Source organism: Pseudoduganella sp. OTU4001 (genome assembly GCF_038440195.1).
In the GTDB taxonomy this organism is placed as follows: Bacteria; Pseudomonadota; Gammaproteobacteria; order Burkholderiales; family Burkholderiaceae_D; genus Rugamonas.
This window is the reverse complement of sequence record NZ_JASATG010000072.1, coordinates 1-1,550: the sequence shown is the minus strand read 5'-3', so window position 1 is coordinate 1,550 and position 1,550 is coordinate 1. Positions and strand designations below refer to the sequence as shown.

The following is a 1,550-nucleotide window of genomic DNA, read 5'->3' as shown; positions in this document are numbered from 1 at the left end:
TCGCGAAGCAATCGGAAGTGGTTCCAAGAAAAGCCTCTAAGCTTCAGTCATACGAGACCGTACCGCAAACCGACACAGGTGGGCGAGATGAGTATTCTAAGGCGCTTGAGAGAACTCGGGAGAAGGAACTCGGCAAATTGGTACCGTAACTTCGGGATAAGGTACGCCTCGGTAGCTTGACCACTTTACTGTGGAAGGGCGAAAAGGTTGCAATAAACTGGTGGCTGCGACTGTTTAATAAAAACACAGCACTCTGCAAACACGAAAGTGGACGTATAGGGTGTGACGCCTGCCCGGTGCTGGAAGATTAAATGATGGGGTGCAAGCTCTTGATTGAAGTCCCAGTAAACGGCGGCCGTAACTATAACGGTCCTAAGGTAGCGAAATTCCTTGTCGGGTAAGTTCCGACCTGCACGAATGGCGTAACGATGGCCACACTGTCTCCTCCCGAGACTCAGCGAAGTTGAAGTGTTTGTGATGATGCAATCTACCCGCGGCTAGACGGAAAGACCCCATGAACCTTTACTGTAGCTTTGCATTGGACTTTGAACCAATCTGTGTAGGATAGGTGGGAGGCTTTGAAGTAGGGACGCCAGTTCCTATGGAGCCATCCTTGAAATACCACCCTGGTTTGTTTGAGGTTCTAACCTTGGTCCGTAATCCGGATCGGGGACAGTGCATGGTAGGCAGTTTGACTGGGGCGGTCTCCTCCCAAACGGTAACGGAGGAGTTCGAAGGTACGCTAGGTACGGTCGGACATCGTGCTAATAGTGCAATGGCATAAGCGTGCTTAACTGCGAGACCGACAAGTCGAGCAGGTACGAAAGTAGGACATAGTGATCCGGTGGTTCTGTATGGAAGGGCCATCGCTCAACGGATAAAAGGTACTCTGGGGATAACAGGCTGATTCCTCCCAAGAGTTCATATCGACGGGGGAGTTTGGCACCTCGATGTCGGCTCATCACATCCTGGGGCTGTAGCCGGTCCCAAGGGTATGGCTGTTCGCCATTTAAAGTGGTACGTGAGCTGGGTTTAAAACGTCGTGAGACAGTTTGGTCCCTATCTGCCGTGGGCGTTGGAAATTTGAAGGGGGCTGCTCCTAGTACGAGAGGACCGGAGTGGACGAACCTCTGGTGTACCGGTTGTCACGCCAGTGGCATTGCCGGGTAGCTAAGTTCGGAAGAGATAACCGCTGAAAGCATCTAAGCGGGAAACTTGCCTTAAGATGAGATTTCCCGGAGCCTTGAGCTCCTTGAAGGGTCGTTCGAGACCAGGACGTTGATAGGTCAGGTGTGGAAGTGCAGTAATGCATTAAGCTAACTGATACTAATTGCCCGTACGGCTTGTCCCTATAACCTTGACGGTTATATAGCACTTACCGTGTTTGAGAACACTACCCCACCTTTTACTTCTTCCCAGATTGTTGACAAGTCATGCTTGATGACCATAGCAAGTCAGTCCCACCCCTTCCCATCCCGAACAGGACCGTGAAATGACTCTGCGCCGATGATAGTGCTGCAACCAGTGTGAAAGTAGGTTATCGTCAAGCT

The 1,550-nt window shown here is 51.2% G+C and carries 2 rRNA genes; both read left to right on the top strand.

Annotated features, from left to right (window positions below):
* Positions 1-1,351 (top strand): 23S ribosomal RNA (locus tag AAHE99_RS26670); the annotation flags it as partial.
* Positions 1,352-1,436: 85 nt separating this feature from the next.
* A 5S ribosomal RNA gene (gene rrf, locus AAHE99_RS26665) occupies positions 1,437-1,549 on the top strand.
* Position 1,550: the final 1 nt, after the last annotated feature.